This is a genomic window from Kitasatospora sp. NPDC101447 (assembly GCF_044767225.1).
Lineage (GTDB): Bacteria > Actinomycetota > Actinomycetes > Streptomycetales > Streptomycetaceae > Kitasatospora.
Genome location: NZ_JBIWNL010000031.1, coordinates 78,437 through 103,066, shown reverse-complemented (window position 1 = coordinate 103,066; position 24,630 = coordinate 78,437). Strand labels below are relative to the sequence as shown.

The following is a 24,630-nucleotide window of genomic DNA, read 5'->3' as shown; positions in this document are numbered from 1 at the left end:
AAATCTGTTCGCTGAAAGTTGTCAGCTGAACTCCGTCACCTGCTCGCGCGGCTCGGCCGTCTCCGTGGCCGACGCGGCCGACGCCGCCGACGCGGGGGCGGCAGCCTCTGCCTCAGCCCCCGCTGCGGCCGCCCGCTCCTCGGCCGGCGGTTCGACGCCGCGCGGGGCGGTGACGGCGCGCCACCAGAGGCGCAGGGCGGGCGGGTCGGCGGGCTCGAAGGGCTTGCCGGGCCGGGGCATCGCGAGGCGTGCCCCGAGCACCTGGGCGGAGGTGACCACCCGCTCGGCCGGCTCCTCCCACGGGTGCAGCGCCAGGTTGAAGGTGCACCAGTGGATCGGCAGCAGCAGCTCGCCGCCGAGGTCCAGGTGCGCCCGGACGCCCTCCTCGGGCGTCATGTGCACCTCGGGCCAGAAGTCGCTGTACGCGCCGACCTGCACCATCGTCGCGTCGAACGGGCCGAGCCGGCGGCCGATCTCGGCGAAGCCCGGGAAGTAGCCGGTGTCCCCGCTGTGGAAGATCCGGTGACCGTCGCCGGCCACCACCCAGGAGGCCCACAGGAACAGGCTGCTGGTGCGCGGGCCGCGGCTGCAGTAGTGCCGGGCCGGCGTGGCGGTCAGGGTCAGTCCGGCGACCTCGGCGGACTCCCACCAGTCCAGCTCGACGATCCGTTCGGGCGGTACGCCCCAGTGCTCCAGGTGCGCCCCGACCCCGAGCGGCACGGCGAACACGGCCGCCGTCCCGGCCAGTGCCCGGATGGTGGCCATGTCCAGGTGGTCGTAGTGGTCGTGGGAGACCACGACCACGTCCACCGGCCCGAGTTCGGACAGCGGCAGCGGCACCGGGTGCAGCCGCTTGGGGCCGGTCCAGCCGAACGGGGAGCAGCGCTCGCCCCAGACCGGGTCGAGCAGGACGCGCCGTCCGTCGATCTCGGCGAGCACGGTGGCGTGGCCCAGCCAGGTCAGCCGCAGTCCGGAGTCCGGCGGCGTGGCCAGGTCGCCCGGGAGGAGCCGGTGCACGGGTACGGCGGCGGCCGGGGCCCGTCGGGTCTTGTCCCCGGTCAGCTGGGCGCGGGTGATCTCCAGCGGGCTGCGCTCGTACACCAGGCGGCGGGTCGGTACCGGGTTGCGGAAGGCGCCGTCGGCGAACTGCGGGGAGCGGCGGATCCGGGCCAGTCTCTCGCCCCGGGGCTCGGCGCCGAACGCGTCGGTCCGCACCCGGTGCCAGGCGGCCCGGGGCAGTCCGGCCAGCCCGGGGACGGCGCGGTCGGCGGCGGGGCCGGCGGCGGGCGGGGCGAACTGCGAGGACAGACCGGCGAGGCGGGAGAACCAGGGGACGGGGCGGGGCACGGCTCCTCCAAGGACGGTCACGGCTACCGGGCAGGCCGGGGCGCGCACCTCGGTGACGGCCGTGGTCACGGCCGTCGGCCGGGGTCACTGCGGTACGACAACCATCTCGTCGGAGGTTACTCGCCGTGGGCCGTCCGGACCTGGTGGAGGGCCCGGCGCGGTCCAATCGGCGTACCCGGGGCGGGCTCCGGCGCCGCCGGCCCGGCCGGGCTGCGGCGTCCGGGCCGGCCCGGTCAGGCGTAGAAGCGCGTGATCGTCTCCGCGACGCAGTGCGGCTTGGCACTCCGCTCGCTCGTGATGGTGAAGCGCACCACGGCCTGGACGCCGCCGGGCACCTCGGTCGCCGAGAGCAGCTCGGCGGTGGCCCGGATCGCCGTGCCGACCGGCACCGGCGCCGGGAAGCGCACCTTCTCCGAACCGTAGTTCAGCGCCATCCGTACGCCCTCGACGGCGTAGCACTCCTTCGCCAGCACCGGGATCATCGACTGGGTCAGGTACCCGTGCGCGATGGTCGAGCCGAACTGGCTCTCCTTGGCCCGCTCCGGGTCCACGTGGATCCACTGGTGGTCGCCGGTCGCCTCGGCGAACAGGTCGATCTGCCGCTGCTCGATGGTGTGCCACTCGCTGGTGCCCAGCTCGGTGCCGACGGCGGCGGTGAGGTCGGCGAGGGAGGCGAAGGTCGTCACGGTGCGCTCCTGGAGGGGGACGGGCCCGCGAAGGGGCCAGGACGCCGGAAGCGTATGCCTACCCACCGGTATCTGTCAGGAGCCCGAGCCCGAGCCCGAGCCCGGTCCCGAGCCCGAGCCCGAGCCCGAGCCCGAGCCCGGTCCCGAGCCCGAGACGGAAACCGACCCGAGCCGGGAACCGAGCCCGGAACCGGAACCGAGTCCGAGCCCGAGCCCGAGCCCGGTCCCGAGCCCGAGACGGAAACCGACCCGAGCCGGGAACCGAGCCCGGAACCGGAACCGGAACCGAGTCCGAGCCCGAGCCCGGTCCCGAGCCCGAGACGGAAACCGACCCGAGCCGGGAACCGAGCCCGGAACCGGAACCGAGTCCGAGACGGGAACCGGAACCAGGCCCGCGGGCCGCGGCGGCCGCCCGGCTGCTCAGGGCCGCAGCGCGGCGCCCCCCACGGCGCCCTGCCCGGTCGGGAACAGCCGCCGACCGCTCACCAGTTCCGGCACCAGCGCGACGAACAGCGACTCCGGGTCGCCCACCCACGGCCGCAGCCCGGAACGCAGCACCCGCCGCACCTGCTCGGGATCGCGCACCACGTCGGCCCGCCCGTGCACCAGCACACTCCACCCGGTGCGGGTGACCGGGTCCAGCAGATCGGCCTGGAAGGCCACCACCGTGCCGTCGAGCCCGCGCGCGGTGGCACTTCCCCGGCGCACCGCGAGCACCAGCCGCCCGTCCAGGACCTCGAAGGAGACCGGCAGGACGGCCGGCAGTGCGTGCTCGGTGTACACCACGCGCCCGACGGGCACGGTGCTGAGCAGCCGCAGGCACTCGGCCTCGCTCAGGGTCTCCACTCGGTCCTCACGCTCCATGCGTCCGATCGTCCTCGGTCGGCGCGTGCGTCGATAGGGCCCATGGTCCCTGAGCGGGCGGGTCGGGAGCCCCGTCGGAGGCCGCCCGGGCGATAGCCTGCCCGGCGGCGGAACGGTGACGCGGGCCGGGAACGGTGACGCGGACGGCGGCCCGTCCGCGAAGCGCGGCGGACCGCAGTGAGCGCGGCGGACCGCAGTGAGGGCGGCGGCCCCGGGTGCGCCGGGGCCGGCCAGGAGGGGGGAACCGATGGCGGGCGGGGTCGATCTGGTGGTGATCGGGGCGGACGGCGGGCCCGACCGGGCCTTCGGCGGTGCGGCGCTCGCACCGGACGGTGCCCGGCTGCTCGCGGAGGTGCTGCCCGGGATGTGCTTCGACACCGGCGCGGCCGGCTGTCGGGTCGTCACGGCGCCGCCGGACGCGGACGCCAACGCGATGCTCACCGCCGTGCGGGACGCGGCGCAGCACCCCGGCCGCTGGCTGGTGGTCTGCCTGGTCGGTCAGCTGGTCGCCGACCCGCGCGGGCGCCGGCTCGCCCTGGTCACCGGCGGCAGCACCCCCGACAACGCCTACCGCAGGGGCCTCGCCTGGGACTGGGTGGTCAGCGCGATGGTGCACGGGGACCAGGAGGAGGCGCTGCTGGTGGTCGACGCGGTGGCCGACCGGGACACCTGGGTGGCCCTGGAGCGCGGCGGCGAGGACAGCGCGGGCGAACTGCTGAGCTATTCGCGCGTCCCGCTGTGGGGCCGGATCGGCCGCTACACCCCGGGCAGACGCGGCCGGGACGCCGTACTGCCGGGCGGTGAGGGCTCGTTCAGCCGGGGCCTGACCACCGTCCTGCGCCAGGGTGTCCCGGGTGCCCCCGCGGCCGTCGCCCCGCTCGACCTCCAGCCCGCCGTGGCGGCGCTGACGGACGGGGGAGAGTCGGCCGGTAGTTCGGGTGCGCCGGGCGCGCGCCTGCTCGTTCCGCCGCACGGCGGGCGCCTGTTGATGCGCAATCGGGCCGCGGTTCGGGGCGCATTGGCCGGATTGTCGCTTTCCGAAGAACTGTTGGCCGTTCTGTGGCGGGAAAGTGCCCCGACGGAACCGCCTTCCGCGTAAGGTCAGGGGGCCTGAGGTGTTGCCGTGATGGGGTGGGTTGGCGAAGAATCGATCCCCAGCGGAAAGACCGGCGGGACGGCGGAATTGTTCTGGCGGCCGTGGATCACGGACCGGGTCGGTCGCGACGAGGTGGGGCAATGCGGCAGCGCGGAAATGTGTTGCGCCCTGGGGCGGTTGGGGTCGGTGGGGCGGTTCTGGCGTTGCTGCTCGGTGCTTGTGCGGGCGGTGGTTCCGGCGGTTCCGTCGATCACCTCGGGACGGCGGCGCCCACGGTTGCGGGAGTGGCTCCGGTAACTCCTTCGAGTGGTTCCTCAAACGCCTCGATCGCGCCGACCGACGGTCCGGAAGGGGCGACGGGGCGAGCGGCCCTGAGGGCCTATCAGGATTGGTGGCAGGCCCAGGCCGAGCTCTTCGGGCGATCGGATTCGGACGGGTACGCGCTGGAGCAGTACTCCTCCGGGCGCGCCCTATCCGACGCCCTCGCCGGTCTCCGGCAACTCCACGACGCCAAAGTGGTGATGACCGGAACACCGCGCAATTCTCCGGTGGTCAAGTCCGTGGGTCTGAAAACCGATCCGCAAACCGCAGTGATCGAGGACTGCGTCGATCTGACGGGCTGGCACCGCGTCGACGCCGTCACCGGGGCCGCAAAGGATCCGGCCCAGCGCCTGAACAGGTATGTCGCGACCGCGTCGCTGCGACTGTTCCAAGCACATTGGCTGATCTACGAGTTCAAGCGGGAGGTGGACCGGACATGCTGAACGCGCGGAAACCGGCCCGGCGGTTCGCGGTCGTCGCGTCGCTGTCGGCCGGTGTGCTGCTGTCCTCGGCGGTGTCGGCGACGGCGGACGAACCGCCGAGCGGCGGTGCCGAGCAGTGTTTCCCGAACGTGATCTGCGCGGGCGCCAATTCCGGCGGAAAGACCCCCGCGCCGGGCTCGACGAAAGCGAGCGGCGGCGGCGGAGGAGGCGGATCGGACAGCGGCCCGCAGCTCTGCAGCTACCACGGTGTGCCGTGGGCCTGCTACGACCCGCAGTGGGGCTGGTTCGACAGCGGTGAGGGCTGCTACTTCCGCGAGTTGGACGATCCGCCGGCGGCGGGCGACCCGGCCTGGGAGAACCACGATCCGAAGGACGGCGCGCTCTACTCGAAGGTCTGTCCGCAGACCGGTGGGGGCCAGGACGGCGCCCAGATCGTCTTCCTGGCCACCGCGCCGGGCGGCGCGGCGACCGCACTGGACGATTCCAGGGCCGTCGAGGAAGCGAAGAAGAAGCTCGTCTTCGGGCAGCCGGTGGGCCGGGTGGCGCCCGGCGGCACGGCGGTGGTCAACTCCCCGGTGTGGCTCTGGGCGGACAACGCAGCGACGCCCGAGCCGAAGACGGCGGCGGTGCACGGCATCTCGGTCACCGTCACCCCCAAGCTGGTCGAGTCGTACTGGGACTTCGGCAACGACCTCGCGACCAGCTGTGCGACGGCCGGAACGCCGTACGACCCCAAGTACGGCGCCGCCCAGTCCCCGGACTGCGGCTTCGTGTTCAAGGCCGCGTCCGGCAGGCAGAAGGACGGGGTGTACAACGCCACGGTGACGATGAAGTGGGAGGTCGCCGTCGCCGTCGTCGGCGGACCGAACCCGCGGACCTTCACGATCCCCATGAAGCAGACCAGTCCGCTCTTCACACTCAAGGTCGCCGAGGTGCAGGTCCTCAACTGACCACGCCACCAGAGCGATTCGACGACTGACGAGCCGGCAACGAACCAGGGAAGGGCGGAACCCGGTGGAGAACCGTACATTCGCGACGCCGGGATCCGGCACACCCACGGGCGCCGGGGCGTCCGTGGCGCTCCCGGAGCAGCAGGAGCGGGGCGGCGCTCAGGGCAAGGGCCGGGGGCGGGCGACACCGCACGCGCCCGCGCGGACCATGCGGGCGAGGCGGCGCCGCCCTGCGGTGCTGGCGATGGCGGTCGCGCTGATCGCGGCCGGCGGGCTGGGCGGGGCCGTCCTCTACAACAGCACCGGTCAGCGGGTCGCGGTGCTCGCCCTCGCCCGGGACGTGCCGTGGGGCCAGGTGATCACCGAGGACGACCTGGTGGTCGCCCGGATCGCGGGTGACCCGGCGCTGCACCCGGTGTCGGCCCAGGACCGGGCGAAGGCGATCGGCATGCGCGCCGCCACCGACCTCAAGCGCGGCGCCATGCTCACCAGCGGGGACCTCGCCCAGGGCCTCACCGTGCAGCCCGGGCAGATCGTGGTCGGCGTGTCGGCCAGGCGCAGTCAACTGCCCGCCAGCCGGCTCCAGCCGGGGGTGCAGCTGGTCGTGGTGTTCACGCCCGACAACGGCCGGGCCGACTCGCTGCCCGCGACGGTGATCACCGTCGGCCGGGTGGACACCGACGGCAGCCAGGTGATCGACGTCGCGGTCGGCACGGCCGACGGGCCACGGCTGGCGCAGTGGGTGGCGAGCGGCCGGATCCAGGTGCTGCTGGCTCCGCGCGGCACTGCGGCCGGTGGTGCCGCGGCCGGTGGTGCCGCGGCCGGTGGTGCCGCGCCGAGCCCGGCGCCGAGCGGCGCACCCGCCGCGGGCGCGCCGTCGGCCGGTGCGCCGGCCACGGGTGTGCCTTCCACCGGAGCCCCGAGCGCGACCGGGGGCGCCTGATGGCGGTGATCGCGGTGGTCGGCGGTCCGGGCGCGCCCGGCGCGACCACGACCGCGCTGGCGCTGCTGCTGGCCTGGCCGCTCCAGCCCGGTCGGCGGATCCTGCTGGTCGAGGCCGACCCGGACGGCGGCGCCGTGCTCGCGGGCGCCCTGGAGGGCCGGGTCGAGGCGGTGTACGGGCTGCGCAACCTGGCCGTCGCCGACCGTCGTGGGCTGCTCGCGCAGACCATCTGGGAGCAGCTGATCGACCTCTCGCCCGACGGCGACGCCGAACGCCTGCTGCTGCCCGGGCTGACCGACCCCACCCAGGCCCCCGGTCTCGCCTACACCTGGGAGCCGCTCGTCGAGCTGCTGCACGGCATCGAGCAGCAGGGCTACGACGTCATCGTGGACCTCGGCCGTTCCGGCGCCACCGGCGCGAGCGCGGTGCTGGCCCGCCGGGCGGACGTGGTGGCGGTGACGGTGCGGACCACGCTGCGCGGGCTGAGCGCCGTCCGGCCCCGGCTGTCCGCCCTCGTCGAGGACCTCGCCTCCGGCGGCACCGGGTCGGACGCGCTCGGGCTGATGCTGGTCGCCGAGGGGCCGTACACCCGGGCGGAGGTGTCGCGCGAACTCGGGCTGCCGGTGCTCGGCGTCCTGCCGCACGCCACCCGGACCGCCAAGGTGCTCTCCGACGGCGGCGACACCACCGACCGGCGGTTCATCCGCTCAGAGCTGATGCGCACGGCGCGGTCGGCGGCGGACGAGGTGCAGCTGCTGGTCCGGCGCAGACGGCAGCGGCTCGCGCCGAGTCCCGCCCCCGGGTCGGTGCCGGGGCAGGCACCCGCCCGGCCGGTGGCGCCCGCTCCGGCGGCGGGTGCGCCGGCGGCCGGCGCACCGCCGGCGGCCGCGGCGCCGACACCGGTGGTGCCCGCGCCGTCGGTGCCGACCCGGCCGATGCCGACACCCGCCCCGGTCACGTACGGCCAGACCACGTACGGCCAGGCTGCGTACGGGCAGGGCGGGTACGGCCAGGCGGGCTCCGGGCAGTCGGCCTACGCGCAGCCCGCCCACGGCGCGACGGCGTACGGCTCGACGGCCCACGGCTCGACGGCGTACGGCCAGGCCGGGTACGGGCAGTCGGCCTACGGCCCCGGGGAGGCCGAGCCGCCGTCGTACACGCCGCCGCAGCCGGTCCCGCCGGTGATCACCACCGGTCCGGTGGCGCCGCTGGCCGGGTTGGCGCCGCAGCCGGCCGCTCCGGCGCCGTTCCCGGCGCACGTCCAGTCACCCGATCCGGCCGAGCCCGACGACCAGTACCCGCTTCAGCAACCGATGGTGACGGATGGTCAGGTGCAGGTGAACGGGCAGTACCCGCACAACCCCGGGGAGGTGCTCCGTGCGCGGTAGCCCCCTGCACCAGCACCCCGCGGCCGACCCGGCCGCACTGCCCTGGGCCACGCCCACGTCTGCGCCTGCGCCCACGCCGACGCCCACGCCTGCGCCGACGGCCGCGCCGATGCCGCAGCCCGTCGTGCCGGGCCCGGTCGCTCCCGGCGCGGCCGCGCCCACCGCCGTCCCCTCCCAGCTGCCCTCGCTGGACGTGCGCGGCGCCGCCACCCGGCCGGCCGTCGACCCGCAGGTCGCCCGGGAGCTCAAACGCCAGGTCGCGGCCGAACTGCACCAGCAGATCAGCAGGTTGACCGCCACCTCCGGCTCCGAGCCGGACCGCGCCACCCGCCGCCAGCGCGGCCGGGCGCTGATCGAGGAGTCCGTCGCCCGCTGGTCCGACGCCTACGCGCAGACCCACGGCATCCCGCCCACCCGGGAGCAGGACCGCGCCCTCGCCGAGGCCGTCTTCGACCTGCTCTTCCGGGCCGGGCGGCTCCAGCCCTACCTGGACGACCCGGAGATCGAGAACATCCTGATCAACGGCTGCGACGACGTCTGGGTCTCCAAGGTGCACCAACCCCTGCGCCAGGTCCCGCCGGTGGCCGACAGCGACGCCGAACTCGTCGAGCTGCTACAGGACCTGGCCCGCCAGCACGGCGGCGGCGAGCGCAGCCTGTCCACCGCAAGCCCGACCCTCGCGCTCCGGCTTGAGGGCGGCATGCGCCTGCAGGCGCTCACCGAGGTCACGCCCCGCCCCTACGTGGCGATCCGGCGCCACCGGGTGGCCTCCGCGACGCTGCCGGAGATGGTCGAACTCGGCACCCTGGACGGCACCTTGGCCGCCTTCCTGGCCGCCGCGATCCGGGCCCGGAAGAACGTGATGATCACCGGCACCCAGGGCGTCGGCAAGACCAGCCTGCTGCGCGCCATGGCCGCCGAGATCCCGCCGGACGAGCGGATCGGCACCCTGGAGTCGGAGTTCGAGCTCTGGCTGCACACCCTCGGCCACCTGCGCCAGGTCGTCCCGATGGAGGCCCGCGAGGGCAACGGCGAACGCGTCGAGGGGCGGCTCGCCGGGGAGTTGACGATCGGCGACCTCATCCCGGCCGCGCTGCGCATGACGCTCTCGCGCATCATCGTCGGCGAGGTCCGCTCCGGCGAGGTCGTCCCGATGCTCCGCGTGATGACCAACGGCGAGGGCGGCTCGATGTGCACCCTGCACGCCCGCGGCCCGCACATGGTGGTGGACCGCATCGCCGAACTCTGCCTGGAGTACGGCTCGCACATGACCGACTCGCTCGCCTACCGGCTCACCGCCAACGCCCTGGACCTCATCGTGCACGTCAGCATGGTCGACGAGACCGCCGTCGGCGGCCGACGGCACCGCTTCGTCTCCCACGTCCTGGAGGTCACCGGCCTCGGCGAGAGCGGCCGGCCCGCACTGAACACCGTCTTCGGGCCCCGGCCGGACCTCGGTGAGCCGCGGGCCGTCCCGCACACCCCGCCGCAGTGCCTGGACGACCTGCGCCGGGCCGGCTTCGACGCCGGCCTGCTCGGTTCCCGGTACGGGAGTTGGGCCACCCCGCTGCAGCTGCGGATCGGCGGTGGCGCGCGGTGATGCTGCTGTTCGCCCTGTGCGGGCTGGCGGTCGCGGGCGGCCTGGTCGCCCTGGTGGCCTGGGCCCGCGGCAGCGAGCCCGCCGACGAGGACACCGCCGGGCGGCCCAACCCGCTCGCCGGGCGCGCCCACGTCTTCTGGTACGGCGCCCCCGGGGCGGCCCCGGCCCGGATGGTGCGGCTGCGCCGGGTCCAGCTGCCGCTCGCGCTCGTCGGCGCGCCGCTGGCCTGGCTGTTCACCGGCATCCCGCTGACCGCGCTGCTGGTGCCGCTGGCCGTCTTCGGCCTGCCCTGGCTGTTCGACACCACCCGCCCGGACACCCACCGGATCGAGCGCCTGGAGGCGCTGTCCGAGTGGACCCAGCGGATCGCCGACGTGCTGCTGCTCGGCGTCGGCCTCAACCAGGCCATCGTCACCAGCCGCCGCACCGCCCCCGCCGCCCTGGAGGACGAGGTCGGCGAGCTCGCGGCCCGGCTGCAGGCCCGCTGGCGGCCCGAGGAGGCGCTGCACGCCTTCGCCGACAGCCTGGCCGACGCCACCGCCGACAAGGTGCTCGCCGCGCTCGTGCTGCGGGCCGGGGACAGCGGCCCCGGCCTGGCCCGCACGCTGTCCGACATGGCCGACTCGGTCCGCGAGGAGGTCCGCCAGCGCCGCGCCATCGAGGCGGACCGGGCCAAACACCGGACCACCATCCGCTGGCTGGTCGGCATCATCGTGCTGGTCGTCACCATCGGGTCCTTCAACACCGAGTACACCCGGCCGTACGGCACCTTCCTCGGCCAGCTGGTCCTGGCCGTGGTCGCCGCCCTGTTCGTGGCGATCATCGCCTGGATGCGGGCGCTGGCCTCCCACCCGCCGGTGCCCCGGCTGCTGACGCCGGACCGGCGCAGCAGGAGCGGGCGGGGCACGGGCGCACCGGCGCGCGAGCAGGAGCCGACCGAGCAGCTCGGGGAGGTCCGGTGATCTCCCCCTGGTCCGTGCTGGCCGGCGCCGTCGCGGCCGGCGGCCTCGCCCTGCTGGTGGCCGAACTGCGGCCGGCACCCCCGGACCTGCGCCAGGCGCTGGACCGGTTGCACGCCGTACCCGCGGACCGCGCGCAGGACCCGGACGAACGTCCGCGCTGGTACGACCGGATCGGCGAGCGGTCCGTCCGGCTGCGCGGGGTCTCCGTCCCGCGCCGCGAACTCGCCCTGATCGGTCGCACCCCGGCCCGGTTCATGGTGCACAAGCTGCTGTTCGCCGCGCTCGGCCTGGTGCTGCCCGCCTACCTCGGCGCGATGGCCGTGCTGATGGACATCGGCCTGCCCTTCGCGTTGCCGCTGGTCGTCGGGCCGCTGCTGGCCGGCCTGCTGTGGTTCGTCCCGGACGCCGTCGTGCGCGGCGAGGCCAAGGAGGCGCGTACCGAGTACCTGCACGGCATCGCCGCCTACCTGGAGCTCGTCGCGCTGGAGCGGGCCGCCGACTGCGGCCCCGCCGAGGCGCTGCGCCGGGCCGCTTCGGTCGGCCGGGGCGTGGTGTTCCGGCGGATCCGCGACGCCCTGGAGCGCGCGGCCACCGACCGGCTCCCGCCGTGGGCCGGACTCGACGCGCTGGCCGAGGAGTTGGGCCTCACCCCGCTGCAGGACGTGGCCGACATCATGCGGCTGTCCGGCACCGACGGCGCCGCCGTGTACGACACCCTGCGGGCCCGCGCCAAGGGCCTGCGCGGCGAACTGCTCGCCGAGGACCTCGCCAGGGCCAACGCCGACAGCGAGCGGATGGTCGCGCCGGGGGCCGCCCTGACGCTGCTGATGACCGTCCTGATCGTCTTTCCCGCGCTCCACCAGATGCTCAACTGAACGATCAGCCCAGCAGCTGACACCACACCACATACCGGGAGAACCCGATGTACGTTCGACTCGCCGACCTGGCAGGCCGGGTGCTGCGACCCGCGCTGCTGCCCGTGCAGTTCGCCCTGCTGCTGTTCACACTGCGGCTGGGCCGGCTACGGGCCGCCCGCGCGCGCGGCGACCGCGGCGCCATCAGCATCGAACTCGCCCTCGCCATCATCGCGTTGGTCTTCGTGGCGGGCGCCGTCGCGACCGCGCTCTACCTGCTGAAGGACAAGGTCGTCCAGAAGGTCCAGCAGGACCCGAACATGCCGGGCGGCGCCGGCGGCGCGGGCGGGGCCACCAAGGGATGAAGCGTCCGGTCCGTCGTGGCGACCAGGGGTCGATGAGCGTCAGTCTCGCCATCGTCTTCCCGGTCGTCCTGCTGCTCCTGCTGATCACCGTCCAGGCCGGGCTGATCTGGTTCGACCGGCAGGTCGCGCTCACCGCGGCCCGCGAGGGCGTGGACGCCGGGCGGGTGCAGGGGAACGCGACGGACGAGCAGAAGAACGCCGCGGCGGTGCGGCAGGCCCGGGACTTCCTGGAACGGCAGGGGGCGCACGGGTACGAGGTGAGGACCGACGGCAGCTCGGCCACCACCATCCGCGTCACCGTCGAGCTGACGCCGCCGCTGCTGATACCCGGGCTCTCGGCGCCCGTCATCCGGCAGTTCGCCGAGGCGCCGCGGGAGCGCTTCGTACCGCCGGTGGTGAAGCCGTGAGCCGGGGGTTCCCGGCACTGCGCCGGTGGCGACGGCTGCGCCGGGACGGGGGCGGGGTCGCGATCGAGGCGGCGATCGTCGCCCCGGCGGTGGTCGGGCTGATCCTGGTGGCCGTCGCCGCCGGGCGGGTGCAGACCGCGGCCGGCACCGTCGAGGCCGCCGCCCGCGCCGGAGCCCGGACCGCCTCGCTGCAGCGCGATCCGACCGCGGCGCAGACGCAGGCGCAGGCCAAGGACTCCGCCCTGGCGACGCTGGGCCAGCAGGGCGTGGTCTGCCGGAACCAGGACGTGCACGTCGAGGACGGGCAGCTGAAGCTGCCGGACGGCACCGTCCGGACCGTCAAGGTCACGGTGGTCTGTGACGTCGAACTGGCCGACCTGATCGGCGGACCGTCCGGGGTACCCGTGACGAAGCACCTCGTCGGAGAGTTCACCTCGGTGGTGGACCGTTACCGGGGCGCATGAGGGCGCGCGCCGCCACCACCGGGAAAACGGGGGATTGGAGGCGGCCCGCGCGGGGGAGACGCAAGCGGAGAGCGCTCGGGGGATGACACAACGGTACCGAGTGGCGCCCGGTGGGGGCCGGTGGGGAGAGGGACGTGCGGATCGGGGGGAGGGGATGCGGGTGTTGAGCCGTCTGCGGCGAGCCCTGCGGGCGCGACGGTCCGACCGGGGCGCGGTGGCCCTCTTCGTCGCGATCTGCGCGGCCTACGTCGTGCTCGTCATCGCCCTGGTGATCGACGCGGGTGGCCGACTGCGGGTCGCCGAGCGCACCGACGCCTACGCCCAGGAGGCCGCGCGGGTCGGCGGACAGCAGCTCGACCAGGCCGCCGTGCTGCAGGGGAAGGGCTTCAAGGTCCAGGAGCAGTACGTGCGGGACGCCGCCGACGCCTACCTCGGCCTGTACGGCCTGCGGGCCGGCGGCATCGAGTTCTCCGGCGACGGCAAGGTCGTCACCGTCACCGTGCAGGCCGACTACCGGCCGGTCCTGCTGGGCGCCCTCGGGGAGCGGAAGGTAACGGGCAGGGGCAGTGCGACCCTCGTCCACGGAGTCGAGAAAGCGGAGACCGACTGATGGCCGCGCCACGTGCCAAGGACCAGGCCCGAACCGCCCAGGACCAGGCCCGAACCGCCCAGGACCAGGCCCGAACCGCCCGGGCCCGCAACGGCCGGGCCGGGGCCGCACATCGAGGCGGCGGGGGCGCGCGACGGCCCGGCGCCCCGGCGCCCCGACCGCCGCGCGGACGCGGCCGCGGGGGTGCCCTGCTCACGGCGCTCGCCGCGCTGGTCACCCTGCTCGTCCTGCTGTTCGGCGTTCCCGCGCTGCTGCTCTACGGCACCCACGCGGTCGCCGGGATGGGCGAGGTCGCGCCGGGCGGCGTGGGCGAGGCGCTCACCAGTCCGGACGACGGACGGCTGTTCCTGTGGGCGCTGGTGGTGGTCGGCTGGCTCGCCTGGGCGTGCTTCGCGTTCTCCGTGCTGCTGGAGATCCCCGCCCAGCTGCGCGGCCGGATCGCCCGCCGGATCCCGGCGTTCGGCTGGAGCCAGCGGCTCGCGGCCGGACTGGTCGGCTCGGTGCTCGCCCTGCTGCCGGTGGCCGGCTCGGCCTTCGCGGCCGTCCCCGAACTGGCCCACACCCCCGCCGTCCAGGCCCAGTTGACCCCCGGCGTGCAGCGCGCCGCGCTCCCCGCCGTGCAGTCCGCACCCGCGCTCGCGCCCGCCGCCGAGCAACAGCCCACCTACACCGTGCGGGACAGCCGGCCGGCCGACAGTCTGTGGTCCATCGCCGAGCACCAACTGGGCTCGGGAGAACGATGGGTGGAGATCGCCAAGCTCAACGACGGCCGGGCGATGGACGATTCGGGTACCCGCTTCGACGCCGACCGGCCGATCCAGCCCGGCTGGGAACTGCTGATGCCGACGGACGCCAAGCCGGACGAGGCGAGGAGCCCGGCGCCGGCGCCCGCCCCGTCGGGCGGCACGGCGCAGGGCGCTCCCCAGGGTGCTCCCCAGGGGGCTGCGCAGGGCGCTCCGCAGGCGACGTCACCGCAGGCCGGCACGGAACCGGGTGCGGGCTCGAACGGGCAGCGGACCGTCACCGTGCAGTCCGGGGACAGCCTGTCCGCCATCGCCCAGCGGGAGTTGGGGGACGGCGAGGAGTGGCCGAAGCTCTTCGAGGCGAACAAGGGGGTGCAGGCGCCGGACGGGGAGCAGCTGACCGACCCGGACGTGGTGGTGCCGGGGATGGTGCTCACGGTGCCGGGGGCAGCCGCCACACCGGCGCCCGCGCCTGCTCCTGCCCCTGTGCCTGCTCCTGCCCCTGTGCCCGCTCCGGCGCCCGCCCCGGCTCCGGCTCCTGCTCCTGCGCCCGCGCCTTCGCAGGGCGCGCCGCAGTCGGCCCCGGCGCCGACGCACGCGCCGCCCACCCACGCGCCGGCCCCCGCCGCACACGCCGACCCGGCCCCCAGCGACGACTACACCATCGCCCTCACGGCCTCCACCGTCGGCGTCCTGCTCGCCGCCATCATGATCGGCACCGTCGCCCACAAGCGCGGCACCCAGCAGCGCGCCCGCCGCCCCCGGCACCGCATCGCGATGCCCGCCGCCGAGGCCGCCGCCTTCGAGAACGAGCTGATGGCCCGGCAGGACCAGGCCGGGCTGGAACTGCTGGACCGCGCCCTGCGCACCCTGGCCCGCAACACCGTGCGCGGCGGCAAGCGCCTGCCCGCCATCGTCGCCGCCCGGATCACCCCCGGTCACACCGTCGAGCTGCACCTGTCCGGCCCCGCCACCCCGATCGCGCCGTTCCGCGCCGCGCACGCCGCCAACGTCTGGTGGTGCAGCGCCGACTCCGGCGACATGCTGAGCCCCGCGCAGGCCCGCAAGACCGCCGCGCCGTACCCCGCGCTGGTCACCCTCGGCACCTCGCCCGACGGCTCGGTGGTCCTCGCCGACCTGGAGGCCGTCCGACTGCTCCACCTCTCCGGCCACCCGGACGACGCCCGCGACGTGCTGCGCGCCCTCGCCGTCGAGCTCGCCCACAGCCCGCTCGCCGACCGGCTCCACCTGCACCTGGTCGACCTCGCCGAGGAGGTGCCGATCAGCGGCCCGGCCGCCGAACGCGTGCACCGCCACCCCACCCTGGAGGCGGCGCTCGCCGCCCTCGGCCCGCGCACCGCCAAGGCCCGCGCCACCCTGGTCGCCGCCGAGGCCGCCAGCCCGCGCGACGCCCGCAGCCGGGGCCAGGCCGACGAGTCGTGGACCCCCGAGATCGTGCTCTGCGCCCAACAGCCCGGCGGCGAGATCCCCGCCGAACTCGGCCGGCTGCTCGACGCCCGCCCGCGCACCTGCGTCGCCGTCATCACCCGGGCCCCGGAGCGCGGCACCGGCCCGGTGGCCCGCTGGACGCTGCCCACCGCCGGCCAGGCCGCCATCCCCGGCCTGCACCTCACCGTCGAGCTGCAGCGGTTCAGCGGACGGCAGTACGACCAGGTCGCCGAGCTGCTCCGGGCCGCCGACGACACCACCCAGCACCCCGCCCCGGCCTGGACCCTGGACGGCCCTGAGGACACCGACACCACCGAACTGCCCGCCGCCGTACCGGTGCTGGCCGCCGTCGGGGCCTCGGGCGGTGCGGACGAGAGCGGTACGGACGCGGCCGCCGGCCCGCGGCTGCTCGCCCGGGTCATCGGCACCGGCGCCAGCCCGTTCGCGGGCACGGACCCGGTGACGCCCGCTCCGGCGCCGCTGCCGGCCGGCGCGTCGGGCGGCGCGTCGGGCGGGCCGGCTTCGGGTGGTGCGTCGCGCGGTACGGCGTCCGGCGGTGCGGCGTCGGGCGGTGCGGTTCCCGGCGGGTCGAGTGCGGTTCCGGCCGGACCGGCCCGGTTCGCCGTCAACGGGCAGGGGCGGCACGCCGCGGGCGACGAAGCCACCCGGGATCTGCGCCGGCCGAGCGTGTCCGAGGTCGATGGGGCCGAGGAGGCCGCTGCGGGTGCCGCCGACGGTGCCGCCGGCGGTGCCGCGGAGGCCGTGGACACCCCGACGGCCGTGCTCGCCGTCGTGCCGGTGGTTCCGGTGGTGCCGAAGCCCGGCCCGGGCGAGGAGTCGGTGCCGGCTGCGGAGCCGACCGCCGAGGTCGAGGCCGAGGCGGAGGTCGAGGCCGGCGTCGAGGCCGATGACGAAGCCGGGGCCGGAACCCCGGTGGGGACAGTGGTGACGGCGGGGACCGGGGACACCCGAGCCGTCGCCCCCGAGCCCGCCGTGGAGCCCGGGCCGGCGGCCGAGCCCGGTCCCGCAGCCGTCGCCCCCGTCGCCCGGACCACCCCCGGCCGCAGCGACAGCGACGACCTGCTCGCCATCCTGCGCTCCCCGGAGGCGCACGCCCAGCGCAACGCGCCGCGGATCCGGCTGCTCGGCCCGGTGGACGTCGCCGGGGTGCTCGGCACCGCCGAAGCCGGCGCGCTGCCCCGGCTCACCGAACTCGCCGTCTACCTCGCGCTGCGCCCCGGCTCCGACCACCACGCCCTCGACCACGACCTGCACCCCGGCGCCGCGCACCTCGATCCGCACCCCACCACGGCCGACGCGAAGAGTCCGCTGCCGGACAAACTGGCCGACCTGGCCGCCTGGTTCGGCACCTCGCCCGAAGGCCGCGCCTTCCTGCCCACCGACACCACCGAGGGCTACTCCTTCGCCCCGGCGGTCACCTGCGACTGGGACGAGTTCCGCAGTCTCTACCGGCGCGGCATGCGCAGCACCAGTGCCACCGCCGATGCCGCCCTGGCCCACGCACTCGCCCTGGTCCGCGGTGCCCCGTTCGCCGAGGCCCCGCCCGCCTCGTACGGCTGGGCCGAGGCCGAGCGCCAGGACATGATCGCGGCGATCGTCGACACCGCCCACGAACTGGCCGCCCGCCGCCTGCAGTACGGCGACCACCGCAGCGCCGAGGCGGCCGTCTTCCGCGGCCTCGCGGTGGCCCCGGACGTCGAACTCCTGCACCGGGACCTCTTCTACGCCTACGCCTCGGCCGGCGCCCGCGACCAGCTGCTGCGAGCGGTCAACCGGCTGGACGCCCTCAGCCGCCGCACCGGCCGCGACCTCGACGCCGACACCGTCGCCCTGCTGCGGGACCTGCTCGCCGGGTCCTGAGGGCCAGCGTCAGGGCAGGGCCGTCCCCGGCCGCGTGGCATCCGTCGTTGCCGCGCGGGCGGGGTCGCGGGGCGCGGGTCGTCGGTCGTGGAGCGGGGGCGGTGCGCGACATGGCCGCTCCGACCGAACCAGAACTCAAGGAGCGGGAAGCCGAGTTCGAGGAAGCGGTAGTGGCGGTGCCGGCGGTCGTCGCGTCCGGCGCGGATCGTCTCACGGTCGGGCTGCGCACGCCGCCGTAGCCGACCGATCGGCGGTTCGTGTCCGGACTTCGCGTGCGGATCCCGTGCGGGGAACCCGTGTTCAGCTGGTGCGCAGCCAGGTGTCCAGGGCGGTGAAGTCCTCCTCGGTGAGGCCGCGTTGGGGGTCCACCCGGTGGAGGAGCGTGCGGGCGGGGGAGTGGGCCGCGACCCAGCGGCGGTCCGCCTCGGTGATCTCGTCGTCCACCCAGGCGAACGGACGGCCGGCGGCCCAGGCCACCAGCGTGCGGGTCTTCCAGTGCACCCCGCCCGGCTCGTCCTCCTCCTCCACCGGCCAGTCCACGACGGGCAGTTGCGGCAGCCCCAGCCACGGAGCCAGGCAGTGGTTGGCGTCCGCCAGCCAGGTCGTCGCCCACACCGGTTCGCACGGCAGGCTGAGCAGGCGCGGCCCCAGTGCGGGGTCGACGCGGGCCACCAACGGGTTCCCGCCAGTGGCCGTGCCGGATCCGTACGGGCTGCGGTAGGTGGGGTAGCCGCCCGGGGGCGGGGCGCCGAAGGGGATCAGCGGTCCGTCCACGTCGAGGAAGAGCAACGGGCGGTCGGTACCGGTCATGACGGCACGATAGCGGCCGGCGCGGGGGCCGTGGCGCGCCGATCGGCCACCCGGCCTGGATCGGGTGCGGCGGGATCTCGTAGGGTGGCGGCGCACGGAGTGTGGTGGCTGGCACCATGCAGGCAAGGGCATCAGACGCCGCGGGAGCGGCGGGGCGGGGCGGTGACCAGGAGATGGCGGAGACGACAGCGGTTTCCGGAGGCCCCGACCCGACTGCGGACTCGGGCCCCTGGGACGCCGTACCGCCGCCGGGCCCGCGCCTCCCGTCCGAGGAGCACCCGCCCGGGCCCGCGGCGCTCTACGAGCCGCCGCCCGCGCCCCCGGCCGTACCGGCTCAGATGCCTGCTCCGGTACCCGCTGCCGTGCCTCCGGCGGTGCCTGCTGCCGCGTCTGCTCCGCTCGTGCCGCAGCAGCCCGCGCAGGTGCCGGCGCCTCCGGTTGCGCCGCCTGCCGCACCTCCCGCCGCGCCGCCCGTCCCGCCGACCGGCTGGACGCTCACCGGACTGCCGGCCGCAGGGTCGGCGTCCCCGGTGACGCCGCCTCCGTTCCCGGCCGCGGGCGTTGCACCGAGTGGCCTGCCGGGCGTGGCCGCCGCCGTTGCCGGGGGGCTCGGGGCCGCGCCGCGCGGACGGATCCTGGTGATCGAGGGCGGGTACGGCAACTCCGGGCGCCGCACCTGGGGCCGGGGCGGACCGGCCCAGGCGCCGGTGCTCTCCGCGATGCTCGCCGCGGTCTCCCCGCAGGTGCTGCTCGCGGCCGACGCGGTGGACGCCGTCCACCTCCCGGGCGCCAGCGACCCGCACACCGTCCTCGCCCACCTGCGTGCCGCCTCCCGGCACCCCGGGCCGCTGCTCGTGCACGTGGGCGGCCACGTGGTCGCCGACAAGCGCGGCGGCCAGCTGCAGCTGACGCTGCGCGACGCCAAGCAGGACGGTCTGCCCTGGCAGGCCATCGCCGCCGAACTGAGCCACCGTCCGGCCGAGTGGCAGACCCTGGTCATCGCCGACCTGAGCGCCGACCAGAACGCCTGGCCGTACCTCCAGGGCACCGTCTCGCCGCTCAGCGAGGGCATTCCGCTGTGGGCCGTGGTCAGCCCGGACGCAGAGCAGATCGGCACCTTCACCCGCGCGCTGATCGAGGCGCTGCACGGTGGCCGGCCCGGTGCGGGCGAGGTGCTCGCGCCCGAGCAGCTGCGGCAGCAGGTGTACTCGGTGCTGCGGCCGGACGTCGTCATCCTGGCCACGCACACCCCGGACCGCCCGGTCTTCCGCAACACCGCGCGGCGCGGCGACGGCCCGTCGGTCGACCTGCCGCAGGTGCCGGACCCGGTGCGGGCCGCGGACCGGGGTGCGGACGCGGTGCCCGCGGAGTTTCCGCAGCCCCCGGCACCGTCGCTGCCGCGCCCCGCGCGGCCGCAGGACGGCGTCGCCGCGCCGCCGGTGCCGGCCCCTGCCGCCGCTCCGGTGGGCGTCGGCGGCCCGGTGAGCCTGGTCAAGCCGGGCGTGCCGCCCACCCCGCCCCGGCCGGCCCGCCCGGTCAGCCTGCTGAAGGCGGGCGGGTCCTCGGAGTCTGCCGGGTCTTCCGAGCCCTCCGAGCCCTCCGAGCCCTCCGAGCCCTCCGAGCCCTCCGAGTCTTCCGGAGCCTCCGAGTCCTTCGAACCGGCCGGGTCCTCCCGGACCGACGTGGTGGCGTCGGGCGTGACCCTGCGCAAGCCCGCCCCGGCCGATGCCGCACCCGTAGACACCCTGCCCCCGGCGGGCGTCACGCTCCACAAGGGCCGGCCGGAGGCTGCGGACGCCGCCGTCGAGGCCGAACTCCCCTCGGTGGAGGACGCGGTGGCGACCGCGGAGGCCGTGGAGTCGGCCGGGGACGCCGACGTCGCCGTCGTCGCGGAAACGGTGACGGAGGAGACGCCCGAGACCGAGCAGACCGACGACGTGCCTGCGGACGCCGTGCCCGCTGACGCCGTGCCCGCTGACGAGGTGCCTGCCGACGCCGTTCCGCAGGACGAGGCGCCGCAGGACGAGGTGCCGGCCGATGCTCCGCCCGCGCCGGCGGAGGCCCCCGCCGAGGCGCCGGCCCCGGCCGAAGCCGCTGCCGACGGCCGGCCGCGTGAGGACTACCGCGAGGTCATCGGGCGGATCGTCCGCAGCGCCGACGCCGGGGACCACGCCGCCGCGACGGACCTGGCCTTCGCCCTCGAACTGGAGGCCATCGCCGAGCACGGCGCCGTCTCCGAGCCGGTGCTCCAGGTGCGCCAGGTCCGCGCACACGTGTGCCGGCTCGCGGGCCGACCGGCCGAGGCCGCGGACATCTACCGCGAAGTGGCCCTGACGCTGCTCCGCTCGCAGGGCCCGGACCACCCGGAGACCCAGCAGGCGGCCACCAACGCCGAGGCCTGCTGGCGATCGATCACCGACCGCGCGGAGGCCATCCGCATCGCCCCGGAGATCATCGAGCTGCGCGCCTACCTTCCGGGCCCGGAGGGCCGCAAGCTCCGCGCGGCCGAGCGCTACCTCGCCCAGCTGGCCGCCACCGGCTGACGGGCGACGGGAGCCGGGAAGCGGCGCACCGAAGTCGGCGCACAGCAGACAGAAAACAGCGGACAGCTGACAGATTTCGAAATCTGTCAGCTGTCCGCTGTCATGTGTCAGCTGTGTCAGCCGTGCCGGCTGCCGGCTCGGTCAGCCGCCGCCCGACCGGGCCGACACCCGATCAGCGACCGGCGATCGCGTGGACGAACTTGGCCGCGTCGACGGTGCCCAGGCCGCTGGAGAGGTCGTAGCCCGGGGTGGCGTTGTAGCCGGTGACACCGTTCCAGCCGTTGTCGCCCTCCTTCACGTCCTTGATGCCGCTCCACTGGCTCGGGAGCAGGCTCAGGCCGTACAGGCGCCAGTTGATCTGGCCCAGGCGGTAGCCGGCGAGCTGGTCGGCGAGCGCGACGACACCCGAGAAGATCGGGGTGGCCTCGCTGGTGCCGCCGGTGAGGTGCCAGCCGACCGCGGTCGGGTCGTAGGACTCGTAGGTCCAGGCCCCGCCGTCGACGGCCGCGCTCATGCTGATGTCCGGCGTGCCGCGGTGGTTGCCGGTGACGTTGGCGACGCCGGCCTGGTACCACGGGCGCTCGAAGACGCCGGAGACGCCACCGCCGCCGGCGCCGTAGCTGTCGTGCCACACCTTGTCGTCCGCGGTGCGCTTGCCGCTGTCGTCCAGGGTCAGCTGGGTGCCGCCGATGGAGGTGACCAGCGGGTCCGAGGACGGCCAGGAGTTGACCTTGAACGGGTACAGGTCGGTGCCGTTCTCCTTGGCGTCGGTGGCGCCGTTGTCGCCGGAGGCGGCGAGCACGGTGACGTTGCGGTCGGCGGCGGCCTGGAAGGCGTAGCGCAGGTCGGTGATCGACTTGAAGTCGCCCTTGTCGAAGCCCGGGAAGGTGTTCTCGGTGGCGCCGAAGCTCTGCGAGATGACGTCGCCGCGGCCCTGCTTGATGAGGCTCTTCTCGGCGTCCATCATCTCGGGCAGACCGGTGGTGCCCTCGGTCTCGGCGACGCCGGTCTCGACCAGGATGATGTGCGCGTCGGGGGCGACCGCGTGGGCGTACTCGACGTCCAGCGTGGTCTCGCCGGCCCAGCCGGTGTGGTCGGGGTTGGTCGGGTCGAAGACGGGGACGTTGCCCCACTTGACCACCTCGACGTTGGTGTCCGGGATGCCCCACTGCTTGTCGAAGACCTCCAGGTCGTGCTGGATGGTCGGCGAGCCGAAGGAGTCGACGATGACGATCGTGCGGCCCTTGCCCGTGACGCCCTGCTGGTACAGCGGGTTGAGGTTGTAGGCCTCGCGGTACTGCAGCGGCGAGTAGCAGTGGATGCCGATCTGGCTGACGCACTGGGTGGTGGTCAGCGGGGCCGGGCGCGCCTGGGCGTTGTGGTGGCCGAAGGAGGCCGGGCGGACGTGGACGCCCGCGAGGTCGTGCGAGGGGGCGGCGGTCGCGGTGCCGACGGCCGGTACTGCGACGGTGCCGGCCGTGAGGGCGGTGGCCCCGACGGCGAGCAGAGCCAGGGCGCGGCGGAGGGAAGCGGGGCTGCCCATGGGACTCCTTGAGGGGGACGCTGGGCCCGACCTGGTCAGGTCGGGTCGGTCCGGCCATCCCATCGACTGCAACATGATCATGCCATAGTCATTTGGTGGGGTAGTCCGATCAAGAGCATGGTCACGCTCGGCCACGCGAAAAGGTAAAGGCCGTCCCAGGGGAAGGTAACCCCGCATCTGGGACGGCCGTCTGACGATCAGTCAGTAAATCACCATCGTCTTCACAGTTTTCACCGTGTTGGCCAACTTTACCAAGTTCACCGGCGCCCGGTAAGCCGCCGTCAGGTCAGCGCGCGCCGCCGTTGACGTAGAGGGTCTGGCCGCTGACGTACGAGGCGTCCTCGCTCGCCAGGAAGGCGACCACCGCAGCGACCTCCTCCGGCTGCCCGACCCGGCGCAGCGGCGTGCGGGCGGCCACCTCGGTCTGGTGGTCCTCGGCGGTGGCGCCCACCCGCTCGGCGGTGGCCGCGGTCATCGCGGTGGCGATGTAGCCGGGGGCGACGGCGTTGACGTTGATGTTGAACGGGCCGAGCTCGATCGCCAGGGTGGCGGTGAGGCCCTGGATGCCGGCCTTGGCGGCCGCGTAGTTGGCCTGGCCGCGGTTGCCGAGGGCGGAGCGCGAGCTGAGCGAGACGATCTTTCCGTACTTCTGCGCCACCATGTACTTCTGCGCGACGTGGCTGCAGTTGTACGCGCTGGTCAGGTTGACCGTCAGCACCGCGTCCCAGTCGGCCTTGGGCATCTTGAAGAACAGGTTGTCCCGGGTGATCCCGGCGTTGTTGACCAGGACGTGCACCCCGCCCAGGTCGGCCGCGATCTGCGCGAACACCGCCTCGACCGCGTCGTAGTCGGCCACGTCGCAGCCGTACGCCCGGGCGGTGCCGCCCTTGGCGGTGATCTCGGCGACCGTCCCGGCCGCCCGCTCGGCGCTGAGGTCGACGACGGCGACCGCCGCGCCCTCCTCCGCCAGCAGACGGGCGGTGGCCGCACCGATGCCCTGCGCCGCGCCGGTCACGACGGCGACCTTCCCCGCGAAACGGGTCATGTGAACTCCTTGGAAGGAAGAGTGAGTGGCGACAGCGGACAGTCCGTCCCTGTCCGTTGTGAGACGTTCTCGGTCCGTTGTCAGACGTTCTCGACCAGCACGGCCGTACCCTGCCCCACGCCCACGCACATGGTGGCCAGGCCGCGCCGGGCGCCGGTCCGGCGCATCCGGTGCAGCAGGGTGGTGAGGATGCGGGCGCCGGAGCCGCCCAGCGGGTGGCCGAGGGCGATCGCGCCGCCGCTGGGGTTGACCAGCTCGTCGGCCTGCTCCGGGTCGAACCCGATGCCGTCGGCGGAGGCCAGCGCCTGGGCGGCGAAGGCCTCGTTGAGCTCGGCCGTCTCCAGATCGGCGAGCGTCCAGCCGGCCCGTCCGAGCACCTTCGCCGTCGCGGGCACCGGGCCGATGCCCATGACGTCCGGGTGCACCCCGGCCGAGGCGCCGGCCACGTACCGGCCGAGCGGCTGGAGGCCGAGGTCGCGCAGCGCCTCCTCGCTGACCAGGACCAGCCCGGCCGCGCCGTCGTTCATCGGCGAGGCGTTCCCGGCCGTGACGGTGCCCCCGGGCCGGAAGACCGGCTTGAGCCCGGAGAGCTTCGCCAGGCTGGTGTCCTCCCGGATGCCCTCGTCCTGGCCGACCGTCACCCCGTCGGGCCGCTGGACCGGGATCAGCTCGGCGTCGAAGTGCCCGTCCTTGCGGGCGGCCGCCGCGCGCTGGTGGCTGCGCAGCGCGAAGGCGTCCTGGCGCTCGCGGGTGATGCCGTACCGGGTGGCGACCTCCTCGGCCGTCTCGCCCATGCCGAGCACCCCGTGCAGCTCGGCCATCCGGGGGTTGGTGAGCCGCCAGCCGAGCCGGGTGTCGTAGGTCTCCATCCGGTGCGGCAGCGCCTCGTCGGGGCGGGGCAGCACGAAGGGGGCGCGGGTCATCGACTCGCAGCCGCCGGCGAGTACCACGTCGGCCTCGCCGGAGCCGATCGCCCGGGCGGCGAGGGTGACGGCCTCCAGTCCGGAGGCGCAGAGCCGGTTGACGGTGGCTCCGGGGACGGTCTCCGGCAGGCCGGCCAGCAGGACGGCCATCCGGGCGGCGTTGCGGTTGTCCTCGCCGGCCTGGTTGGCGGCGCCCCAGTAGACGTCGTCGATCCGGGCCGGGTCGAGGGCGGGTACGTCGGCGAGCAGGGCGCGCAGCACGGTGGCCGAGAGGTCGTCCGGGCGGACCGTGGCGAGCGCGCCGCGCAGCCGGCCGATGGGTGTGCGGCGGGCTGCGGCGAAGTAGACGGGACGCACGTCGTCGGGCTCCTTGGCGAAAGGGGTGGGATGCTC

22 protein-coding genes are annotated in these 24,630 nt (G+C 75.1%); 15 read left to right on the top strand and 7 right to left on the bottom strand.

Going from position 1 to position 24,630, the window contains the following annotated elements:
* Positions 1–21 precede the first annotated feature (21 nt).
* The 3 genes from ACIRST_RS32060 to ACIRST_RS32050 form a co-directional block, all read right to left on the bottom strand.
* On the bottom strand, positions 22–1,248 hold the full coding sequence (locus ACIRST_RS32060) for an MBL fold metallo-hydrolase (RefSeq protein ID WP_402806546.1): 1,227 nt from the start codon (positions 1,246–1,248) through the stop codon (positions 22–24).
* Between the two features lie 332 nt (positions 1,249–1,580).
* Positions 1,581–2,033 carry a MaoC family dehydratase gene (locus tag ACIRST_RS32055; RefSeq protein ID WP_350525535.1) on the bottom strand — a complete coding sequence of 151 codons (453 nt, stop codon included), beginning with the start codon at positions 2,031–2,033 and terminating at the stop codon, positions 1,581–1,583.
* A 420-nt stretch (positions 2,034–2,453) separates the two neighbouring features.
* The gene (locus tag ACIRST_RS32050) at positions 2,454–2,897 is read right to left on the bottom strand and encodes a pyridoxamine 5'-phosphate oxidase family protein (RefSeq protein ID WP_402806533.1); all 444 of its coding nucleotides are present in this window, start codon (positions 2,895–2,897) and stop codon (positions 2,454–2,456) included.
* Between the two features lie 247 nt (positions 2,898–3,144).
* Here ACIRST_RS32050 and ACIRST_RS32045 point away from each other — a divergent pair, with 247 nt between their 5' ends.
* The 14 genes from ACIRST_RS32045 to ACIRST_RS31980 all read left to right on the top strand — a co-directional run bounded on the left by ACIRST_RS32045 (position 3,145) and on the right by ACIRST_RS31980 (position 17,612).
* A complete protein-coding gene (locus tag ACIRST_RS32045) occupies positions 3,145–3,996 on the top strand; it encodes a hypothetical protein (RefSeq protein ID WP_402806531.1) in 852 nt (283 codons plus the stop codon).
* A 137-nt stretch (positions 3,997–4,133) separates the two neighbouring features.
* The gene (locus tag ACIRST_RS32040; RefSeq protein ID WP_350525538.1) at positions 4,134–4,757 is read left to right on the top strand and encodes a hypothetical protein; all 624 of its coding nucleotides are present in this window, start codon (positions 4,134–4,136) and stop codon (positions 4,755–4,757) included.
* Positions 4,751–5,707: a hypothetical protein gene (locus ACIRST_RS32035; RefSeq protein ID WP_402806528.1), complete on the top strand. Its 957-nt coding sequence runs from the start codon at positions 4,751–4,753 to the stop codon at positions 5,705–5,707. Before ACIRST_RS32040 ends, ACIRST_RS32035 begins: the two co-directional genes overlap by 7 nt.
* A 124-nt stretch (positions 5,708–5,831) precedes the next feature.
* Entirely contained in the window at positions 5,832–6,650 is an 819-nt protein-coding gene (locus ACIRST_RS32030; RefSeq protein ID WP_402806526.1) for an SAF domain-containing protein, read from the top strand.
* Positions 6,650–8,038 carry a hypothetical protein gene (locus ACIRST_RS32025; RefSeq protein WP_402806524.1) on the top strand — a complete coding sequence of 463 codons (1,389 nt, stop codon included), beginning with the start codon at positions 6,650–6,652 and terminating at the stop codon, positions 8,036–8,038. Before ACIRST_RS32030 ends, ACIRST_RS32025 begins: the two co-directional genes overlap by 1 nt.
* On the top strand, positions 8,028–9,638 hold the full coding sequence (locus tag ACIRST_RS32020) for a CpaF family protein (RefSeq protein WP_402806522.1): 1,611 nt from the start codon (positions 8,028–8,030) through the stop codon (positions 9,636–9,638). Before ACIRST_RS32025 ends, ACIRST_RS32020 begins: the two co-directional genes overlap by 11 nt.
* Positions 9,638–10,600 (top strand): type II secretion system F family protein, encoded by a 963-nt coding sequence (locus tag ACIRST_RS32015; RefSeq protein WP_350525543.1) that lies wholly within the window; start codon positions 9,638–9,640, stop codon positions 10,598–10,600. The genes ACIRST_RS32020 and ACIRST_RS32015 overlap by 1 nt, the downstream gene beginning before the upstream one ends.
* The gene (locus ACIRST_RS32010) at positions 10,597–11,475 is read left to right on the top strand and encodes a hypothetical protein (RefSeq protein ID WP_350525544.1); all 879 of its coding nucleotides are present in this window, start codon (positions 10,597–10,599) and stop codon (positions 11,473–11,475) included. Before ACIRST_RS32015 ends, ACIRST_RS32010 begins: the two co-directional genes overlap by 4 nt.
* 47 nt (positions 11,476–11,522) lie before the next feature.
* Positions 11,523–11,819, top strand: coding sequence for a hypothetical protein (locus ACIRST_RS32005; protein WP_350525545.1), 297 nt, complete (start codon positions 11,523–11,525; stop codon positions 11,817–11,819).
* 32 nt (positions 11,820–11,851) lie between these two features.
* Complete coding sequence (locus ACIRST_RS32000) at positions 11,852–12,226, top strand: TadE/TadG family type IV pilus assembly protein (protein WP_350525546.1); 375 nt, start codon at positions 11,852–11,854, stop codon at positions 12,224–12,226.
* Positions 12,223–12,690, top strand: a complete 468-nt coding sequence (locus tag ACIRST_RS31995) for a TadE/TadG family type IV pilus assembly protein (RefSeq protein WP_350525547.1) — start codon at positions 12,223–12,225, stop codon at positions 12,688–12,690. Before ACIRST_RS32000 ends, ACIRST_RS31995 begins: the two co-directional genes overlap by 4 nt.
* Positions 12,691–12,850: 160 nt before the next feature.
* The gene (locus tag ACIRST_RS31990; RefSeq protein WP_350525548.1) at positions 12,851–13,300 is read left to right on the top strand and encodes a hypothetical protein; all 450 of its coding nucleotides are present in this window, start codon (positions 12,851–12,853) and stop codon (positions 13,298–13,300) included.
* Complete coding sequence (locus tag ACIRST_RS31985; protein ID WP_402806515.1) at positions 13,300–17,373, top strand: LysM peptidoglycan-binding domain-containing protein; 4,074 nt, start codon at positions 13,300–13,302, stop codon at positions 17,371–17,373. The genes ACIRST_RS31990 and ACIRST_RS31985 overlap by 1 nt, the downstream gene beginning before the upstream one ends.
* 101 nt (positions 17,374–17,474) lie before the next feature.
* Positions 17,475–17,612, top strand: coding sequence for a hypothetical protein (locus tag ACIRST_RS31980; RefSeq protein WP_402806512.1), 138 nt, complete (start codon positions 17,475–17,477; stop codon positions 17,610–17,612).
* A 61-nt stretch (positions 17,613–17,673) separates the two neighbouring features.
* On the opposite strand, the gene ACIRST_RS31975 is transcribed toward ACIRST_RS31980, so the two are convergent.
* A complete protein-coding gene (locus ACIRST_RS31975; protein ID WP_402806510.1) occupies positions 17,674–18,183 on the bottom strand; it encodes an HAD domain-containing protein in 510 nt (169 codons plus the stop codon).
* Between the two features lie 584 nt (positions 18,184–18,767).
* On the opposite strand from ACIRST_RS31975, the gene ACIRST_RS31970 reads away from it, so the two are divergent.
* A complete protein-coding gene (locus ACIRST_RS31970; protein WP_402806507.1) occupies positions 18,768–20,726 on the top strand; it encodes a hypothetical protein in 1,959 nt (652 codons plus the stop codon).
* Between the two features lie 172 nt (positions 20,727–20,898).
* Here the strand turns inward: ACIRST_RS31970 and ACIRST_RS31965 are convergent, their stop codons facing one another.
* The 3 genes from ACIRST_RS31965 to ACIRST_RS31955 form a co-directional block, all read right to left on the bottom strand.
* The gene (locus ACIRST_RS31965; RefSeq protein WP_350526272.1) at positions 20,899–22,269 is read right to left on the bottom strand and encodes a S53 family peptidase; all 1,371 of its coding nucleotides are present in this window, start codon (positions 22,267–22,269) and stop codon (positions 20,899–20,901) included.
* Between the two features lie 286 nt (positions 22,270–22,555).
* On the bottom strand, positions 22,556–23,314 hold the full coding sequence (fabG, locus tag ACIRST_RS31960) for a 3-oxoacyl-ACP reductase FabG (RefSeq protein ID WP_350526271.1): 759 nt from the start codon (positions 23,312–23,314) through the stop codon (positions 22,556–22,558).
* 80 nt (positions 23,315–23,394) lie between these two features.
* Complete coding sequence (locus tag ACIRST_RS31955; RefSeq protein ID WP_402806504.1) at positions 23,395–24,594, bottom strand: thiolase family protein; 1,200 nt, start codon at positions 24,592–24,594, stop codon at positions 23,395–23,397.
* Positions 24,595–24,630: the final 36 nt, after the last annotated feature.